Below are 6327 nucleotides of genomic sequence, written 5' to 3' on the forward strand. Positions count from 1 at the left end.
CGCAATTCCCGGTGCGTGAAGCGTGAGGCGCGCCGCCCACGTGCGGGGCGGCGCGCCGGTCAGCTCCGTTCAGGTGACGACGACGCCGATCTTCGGTGCGGGCTCGTTCTTGTAGCCCGCCGGGCCGAAGTTCTTCTCGACGTACTTGTCCCAGGTGCCGTCGGCGACCATCTTCTCCAGCGCTGCGTTGATCTTGGCCTTCAGATCGCTGCCGTTCTTGACGCCGATGCCGTAGTTCTCGTTGCTCAGCTTGAATCCGCCGAGCCTGAACTTTCCTTCGAACTCCTTCTGGGAGGCGTAGCCGGCCAGGATGGAGTCGTCGGTGGTCACCGCGTCGATGACCCCGTTCTCCAGGCCGGTGATGCACTCCGAGTAGCCGCCGTACTCCTGCAGCTGCGCCTTCGGTGCGAGCTCCGTCTTGACGTTCTGCGCCGAGGTGGACCCGGTGACGGAACAGAGCTTCTTGTTGTTCAGGTCTTCGGGCTTCTTGATGGAGTCGTCGTCCGCGCGGACGAGAATGTCCTGGTGCGCCAGCAGGTAGGGACCTGCGAAGTCGACCTTCTTCTCGCGCTCGTCGTTGATCGAATAGGACGCGGCGATGAAGTCGACGTCGCCCCGCTGGAGCAGCGTCTCGCGGTCGGCGCTCTTGGCTTCCTTCCACTCGATGTCTTCGGGTTGGAAGCCGAGCTCCTTGGCGACATACGTCGCGACATCGACGTCGAAGCCCGTGTAGTCGCCGTCCGGGGTCTTGAGACCGACCCCTGGCTGGTCGAACTTGATGCCGATGGTGATCGTGTCGGCACGGCTGCCCGCCGCGGTGCCCGCGGCGGTGTCGGTGCCACCGTCGGAGCCACAGGCGGCCGCGGTCAGGGACAACAGGATTGCGGCCGCAGCGGCGGCGGTGGTCTTGCGAGGGTTCATGGTGATCATTCCTAGGGATTGCCGCACGGGGTGTGGCGGCGGGAGCGGTGAGCAGGTGTTCCCGCTCAGTGGTGGAGGATCTTCGACAGGAAGTCCTTGGCGCGCTCGCTGCGCGGGTTGTTGAAGAACTCTTCGGGCGTCGTCTCCTCCACGATCCGGCCGTCCGCCATGAAGACCACACGGTTGGCGGCTGAACGGGCGAAGCCCATCTCATGGGTGACGACGGCCATGGTCATGCCCTCATGGGCGAGCTGCTGCATGACCTCCAGCACCTCGTTGATCATCTCGGGATCGAGGGCCGAGGTCGGCTCGTCGAAGAGCATCACCTTCGGGTCCATGGCGAGCGCCCGTGCGATCGCCACGCGCTGCTGCTGCCCGCCGGACAACTGGGCCGGGTACTTGTCCGCCTGGGAGGCCACACCCACCCGCTCCAGCAGGGAGCGCGCCCGCTCCTCGGCCGAGGACTTGTCCTTCTTGCGGACCTTGATCTGACCCAGCGTGACGTTCTGCATGACGGTCTTGTGGGCGAAGAGGTTGAAGGACTGGAACACCATGCCCACATCGGCACGCAGGCCTGCCAGCTCGCGGCCCTCGGCGGGCAGCGGCCTGCCGTCGATGACGATCTCGCCCGAGTCGATGGTCTCCAGCCGGTTGATGGCGCGGCACAGCGTTGACTTGCCGCCGCCTGACGGGCCGATGACGACCACGACCTCGCCCCGGTGAATCGTCAGGTCGATGTCCTGGAGCACATGGAGCGCGCCGAAGTGCTTGTTGACGTGGCTCAGCACGACCAGGGCATCGCTCATGCCTGGAAGGGCATCCCCCTTGGTCACCGCTGCTGCGCTCATCGTGCTCATCGTCCGTCGACCTCGCCGCGGTCGCATGCGGAGTGGGCCGACTGCGGAGGCCGGGCAGGCCGGGTACCCGGCGGACGGGTCGAAGCGGGCGCTGGAGACGATCACCGGTCTGCGTCCCGGCCCCCTGCTGAAACGCTGGGGGCGCCGAGGACTCGCCGCCCGATGTCACAGGATCCGAAGCGCCGCTGCCGCCTTCGGCCTCGGCCGGACAGCCCGGGTCGCTCGCTTTCGGGCTCGGTGTCTCACGTCAGGAGACGGAGGGGCCCGTGCTAGTCAGGGATCCCCGGCATACCCCACCAGGCGTTCCTGTCGTTGACGGCGGCTCCCGGACACGTCTCCCGCCACGTCGTGAGCACCGGGGAATACCCTGGACGCCCGAAGAAGAGCCGCTTCCGCCGCAAGCGCAGACGAAGCTTCGCGGAGTCGTGGACGTTGTCGTGGATGATGAGGACCCGGGCCACGTGGTGGGGGTCGTGTTCCGTGATCCGTCCGCCGGCATGCCGGAGGCGGAGCCTTGCGAGACCGCCGGACTCGCCGACGACGATCCGCGCCTCGACCAGGCGCCGCCGGTCCCACGCCCAGTGCGCGACCTCCACGAGCACATAGGCCGCAGCCGCGCAGAGGGCCCACCTGACGTCGGAATCCACCCACAGCACCAGGCCGAAAAGGCCGAGACAGCCGCCGATCACCGCCATGCGCCGTAGCCGCGGAACGATCCGCGTGCCCTTGTCCTCCGCGTCCCAGAGCAGATCCTCGCTGACAGCCATCCCGTCATCATGGGCCTCCGCCCTCATCCTGAGAAGCCCCGACCGCCCTCCCGAGCGGCCTCGGTCCGCAGGAGGTCGAGGGACAGGTGCGTGCACCGCATCACGGGTCGGGCCCCTGCCGCGTCTCCGGAGAACGTTCGCGCGGATTCCGGGGACGCGGTAGGTGGTGTCAGTCCCAGACCAGGTTGAGGGAGCGTTCGAAGTTGACGTATCCGGCGCGGGCGAAGGACTTCGCCATGGGGACGTTGCCGAGGTCCGTCGATGCCCTGATCCGGTCTACGCCCTCGGCGGCCAGGATGCGGGTGCCTTCGGCGAGGACCTCATCGATGTAGCCGTTTCCGCGGTGTGCGGGCAGGACTCCGACGTACGCGATGATCGGGTGGTAGCTGTTGCGGGCAGGGACGACGAAGCCCACCGGACCGCCACCGTCGGGGAGTTCGGCGATGCGCCACCACTCGTGCGGACTCGTGAACCTGGCGAACTCTCCGTCGTAGTGCCGTTCCGCCGCCTCGCGCGGGCTCAGTCCGGATGCCAGGTCCGCCCGGCCGTGGGCGTCGAGGGTGCCCTCCATGACCGGGGTCATCAGGGCGAGGAGGTCCTCACGGTCGGCCACCGGGCGGAAGGCGAGACGCCCCTTGGATTCTGGGACAGGGGACGACGGGGTCCACTGGAGCCGTAGCCGCTCGGAAGTCGAACTGCAGCGGGACGTCACCGCCCGGGGGCGTCCACCAGGCGAGCCGGGCGAGGAGACGGTCGCCGTCCAGGGCCACCCAGGCCCACTCGGGGCGGCGGCAGCCGCGGACGAAGTCGCCGGTCAGTTCGTGGTCGAGAACGTAGGAGAGCCGGCAGAAGAGGCCGATCTCCTCGGGACCGGTCAGAGGTCGGTAGCTCACCGATGTCAGTGCCAAGTCAACTCCTGTGAAGGGGTACAGCGCTTCGACCCGGTAGGTCGTGCTGCTCGGGCACGCCGGGTATCCGGGCGGACGGGCATCGAGGGCTTCGAGGGCGGCATGCTGCTCAGGCCGATTCGAGGATCGGACGGATTTCGAGCGCCTCCGGCGTGGGGAAGCCGCGGGCCAGCTCGATGGCCTCGGTCGGCGTCGGTGCAGGTTTCCCCTGCCGCCATCCCGGCCTGCCGCCCTCAAGCGGTCGCTCCGGGAACCTGGAGGTCGCCAGTCCGTCCCTGATGAAGTCGAGGAGCCGGTCGTGGTCGAGGAAGATGACATCTTCCCTTGACGGGTAGCACCGGAAGAACGTCGTACCCCCGGACCGGCACGTTCGGCGATGTCGTCGACGGTTGTCCTGCCGTATCCGGCCTCGTCGAAAGGCACAACTGCGGCGTCTGCGAGCCGGATCCGCGCGATCGCTTGCTCATGGCGTCCGTCGTGGGCCGACCGCGCCCCGAGCAGACCGGCGCCGACTACGGGCGAATGAACCCCAAGGGTGGCGCGATGGCCCCCGGCCACCCGCTCGGCGGCTACGGCGATCGGCTGATGACCCCACTGTCCACCGCATGCGGGACAACCGGATCCGCTGCCCGCCATGTGCGTAGTCGGGCCGCATGGCCAACGCGGCGGTTCTCGAACTTCTCTGACGCGTCGCCGGTCGGCCGCGTGGCGCCGGAGAGATACCGACGCCGCGTCTGAGGGGCTCCCGCCGGTCTTCTGCGTGATGATGGACCGGAAGCCATCGCCGCAGAAGACATGAGCCGGGTGCCATGCCGCAGATCCGGCTCGAAAGGGGCGGCAGCCATGCGTACCTCCGGAACGAAGAGATCGGCCGCCGCCGCACTCGCCGCACTCACGCTCGCCCTCACGGCGGCCTGCGGCAGCTCGGGCGGAGGGAAGGAAACTCCCCCGACGTCATCGGAGCAGCGCGCCGACGTCCTCGCAGTGAAGATCGACAACGTGGAAGCGGCTCGGCCGCCGACCGGGCTCGAGAAGGCCGACATCGTCTACGTGGAGCAGGTGGAGGCCGGACTCAGCCGCATACTCGCCGCCTACTCCTCCGACGTGCCGTCCGTCATCGGCCCCGTACGCAGCGCTCGCGAAACGGATCTGGAGCTGCTCCGACAGTTCGACGAGCCCACGCTCGCGTACTCGGGCGCCCAGTCCGCCCTCCGGCCGTCGATCGAAGCGGCGCCCCTGGAAGCGCTGCCGCCGTCGAAGGCACCGGACGCCTACTTCCGCAGCGGGGACCGCGCCGCACCGCACAATCTGTACCTGCGCCCGGCGAAGATCCCGCACGCCCGCACCGGGGTGAACGCGGCCGAGGACATCGGGCTCCGCTTCGCTGCGCCGCCCCCGGGCGGTACTCCCGTCAGCGGGCGCACCGTGTCGTACCCGTCAGCACGGTTCACCTTCACCTGGTCCGCGGACCGGGACCAGTGGCTGGTGAGCATGGACGGCACCCCGGCCCGTACGGCCACCGGGGACCGGCTCGGAGCGGCCACAGTGGTCCTGCAGGACGTGGACGTGCAGGATTCGCGCTTCCGGGACCGAGGCGGAAACACCTCGCCTTTCAGCGCGACCGTGGGGTCCGGTTCGGCGGCCGTCCTGCGTGACGGCAAGTCGTACGACGTGGCATGGGAGCGAAATACCGCCGAGTCGCCGACCGGCTTCACCACCGAGGACGGCGAGCCGATGACGTTCGCGACGGGCCAGGTCTGGATCGTGCTCGTACCGAAGTGACACAGGGCCGCCACCGGAGTACGCCGATCCGCACACGGGGCACGGGAGCCGTCGGAAGGACCGTGGACAAAGGTACTGAGTTCCCTCTACACGATCAGCCGTCGCCGAGGGCGGACTCGATCTGCTGCACGACGCGCCACATCGGGGCACCCTTCGGGGCGACCATGACGACCACTTCACCCTCCGCCTCGCGACCCCCGGCGGGCCGGTCTGCCGCCTCCCCCCAGACGTCACGCACCAGTCCGAGGGCGCCGTCCACGGCGACGTCGGCGTCCCCCACTCCGCCCGAACGGAGCCATGACCGCAGCGCGTTGTTGTGCGCGGCCACGACCGCGGCGGCCACCACGTCGGCCCGCAGACCGCCCTCGGGCACCCCGGCCCAGCGCCCGCGAAGGTAGGCGGCCAGGGTGCGTTCGTACCGGCGCACGACAGACTGCTCGTACATGCGCAGCCCCGGAACCTCACGCGTCAGCCCGTAGCGCTGTACGGAGAACTCGGGGTTCGCCGCGTACATCCGCATGACGAGCCGCGCGGCGTCGCACACCGCACCGACGGGATCGGGATCCTCGCGCCCGTCCAGGAGAGCGGTCATGTCGGCCAGGCAGCGCTCGTGGTCGGGGAAGACCGCATCCTCCTTCGACGGGAAGTACCGGAAGAACGAACGACGCCCAACGCCCGCCCGCGCAACGATGTCGTCCACTGTGGTCCGCTCGAAGCCGCGCTCCAGGAACAGCTGAAAGGCCGCCTCGGCCAGCGCCTCCCGCATCGGCACCTTGACGGGGGGCTTCGCGGAGTCCGGTTCGGCTGCCGCCTTGCGTCGCCTGCGCGCTTCAGTCATGCGGGGAACGTAACACCGGAACACTGGAATTGGCACTAGGTGCCTTGCATAGGGGTACTGAGTGCCATATTGTCGATTTCACGAACCGCATCAGCTAGGAGAGCCGGCGTGAGCTTGAGGATCGTTGTCTGTGTGAAGTACGTGCCCGACGCCACCGGTGACCGGCACTTCGCCGATGACCTGACCCTGGACCGTGACGACGTCGACGGTCTGCTGTCGGAGCTGGACGAGTACGCGGTCGAGCAGGCGCTGCA

General features: G+C 68.7%; 5 protein-coding genes and 3 pseudogenes. 2 read left to right on the forward strand and 6 right to left on the reverse strand.

The features are described from left to right. Positions 1 to 69: 69 nt before the first annotated feature. The 5 genes and pseudogenes from ACFQ6X_RS18735 to ACFQ6X_RS18755 form a co-directional block, all read right to left on the reverse strand. The gene (locus ACFQ6X_RS18735; protein ID WP_383182779.1) at positions 70 to 921 is read right to left on the reverse strand and encodes a glutamate ABC transporter substrate-binding protein; all 852 of its coding nucleotides are present in this window, start codon (positions 919 to 921) and stop codon (positions 70 to 72) included. A 65-nt stretch (positions 922 to 986) separates the two neighbouring features. Beyond that, the gene (locus tag ACFQ6X_RS18740; RefSeq protein ID WP_383182800.1) at positions 987 to 1727 is read right to left on the reverse strand and encodes an amino acid ABC transporter ATP-binding protein; all 741 of its coding nucleotides are present in this window, start codon (positions 1725 to 1727) and stop codon (positions 987 to 989) included. A gap of 320 nt (positions 1728 to 2047) precedes the next feature. Then, positions 2048 to 2545: a hypothetical protein gene (locus ACFQ6X_RS18745; RefSeq protein WP_383182781.1), complete on the reverse strand. Its 498-nt coding sequence runs from the start codon at positions 2543 to 2545 to the stop codon at positions 2048 to 2050. Positions 2546 to 2714: 169 nt separating this feature from the next. Further along, positions 2715 to 3438, reverse strand: a pseudogene (locus ACFQ6X_RS18750) (GNAT family N-acetyltransferase). A 271-nt stretch (positions 3439 to 3709) separates the two neighbouring features. Beyond that, positions 3710 to 3909, reverse strand: a pseudogene (locus tag ACFQ6X_RS18755) (TetR/AcrR family transcriptional regulator); the annotation flags it as partial. A 387-nt stretch (positions 3910 to 4296) separates the two neighbouring features. Between ACFQ6X_RS18755 and ACFQ6X_RS18760 the strand changes: the two are divergent. Beyond that, positions 4297 to 5235, forward strand: coding sequence for a DUF3048 domain-containing protein (locus ACFQ6X_RS18760; protein ID WP_383182783.1), 939 nt, complete (start codon positions 4297 to 4299; stop codon positions 5233 to 5235). A gap of 94 nt (positions 5236 to 5329) precedes the next feature. Here the strand turns inward: ACFQ6X_RS18760 and ACFQ6X_RS18765 are convergent, their stop codons facing one another. Beyond that, positions 5330 to 6001, reverse strand: a complete 672-nt coding sequence (locus ACFQ6X_RS18765; RefSeq protein WP_383182802.1) for a TetR family transcriptional regulator — start codon at positions 5999 to 6001, stop codon at positions 5330 to 5332. 180 nt (positions 6002 to 6181) lie between these two features. Here ACFQ6X_RS18765 and ACFQ6X_RS18770 point away from each other — a divergent pair. Beyond that, a pseudogene (locus ACFQ6X_RS18770) lies at positions 6182 to 6327 on the forward strand (electron transfer flavoprotein subunit beta); the annotation flags it as partial.

The organism is Streptomyces sp. NPDC056452 (assembly GCF_042796085.1).
Taxonomy (GTDB): Bacteria; Actinomycetota; Actinomycetes; order Streptomycetales; family Streptomycetaceae; genus Streptomyces.

Excerpts from the sequence above, each read along its gene's own strand:
- ACFQ6X_RS18765 (WP_383182802.1), bottom strand. The coding sequence starts at position 6,001 with ATGCGGGAGGCGCTGGCCGAGGCGGCCTTTCAGCTGTTCCTGGAGCGC.
- ACFQ6X_RS18745 (WP_383182781.1), bottom strand. The coding sequence starts at position 2,545 with ATGGCTGTCAGCGAGGATCTGCTCTGGGACGCGGAGGACAAGGGCACG.
- ACFQ6X_RS18760 (WP_383182783.1), top strand. The coding sequence starts at position 4,297 with ATGCGTACCTCCGGAACGAAGAGATCGGCCGCCGCCGCACTCGCCGCA.
- ACFQ6X_RS18740 (WP_383182800.1), bottom strand. The coding sequence starts at position 1,727 with ATGAGCGATGCCCTGGTCGTGCTGAGCCACGTCAACAAGCACTTCGGC.
- ACFQ6X_RS18735 (WP_383182779.1), bottom strand. The coding sequence starts at position 921 with ATGAACCCTCGCAAGACCACCGCCGCCGCTGCGGCCGCAATCCTGTTG.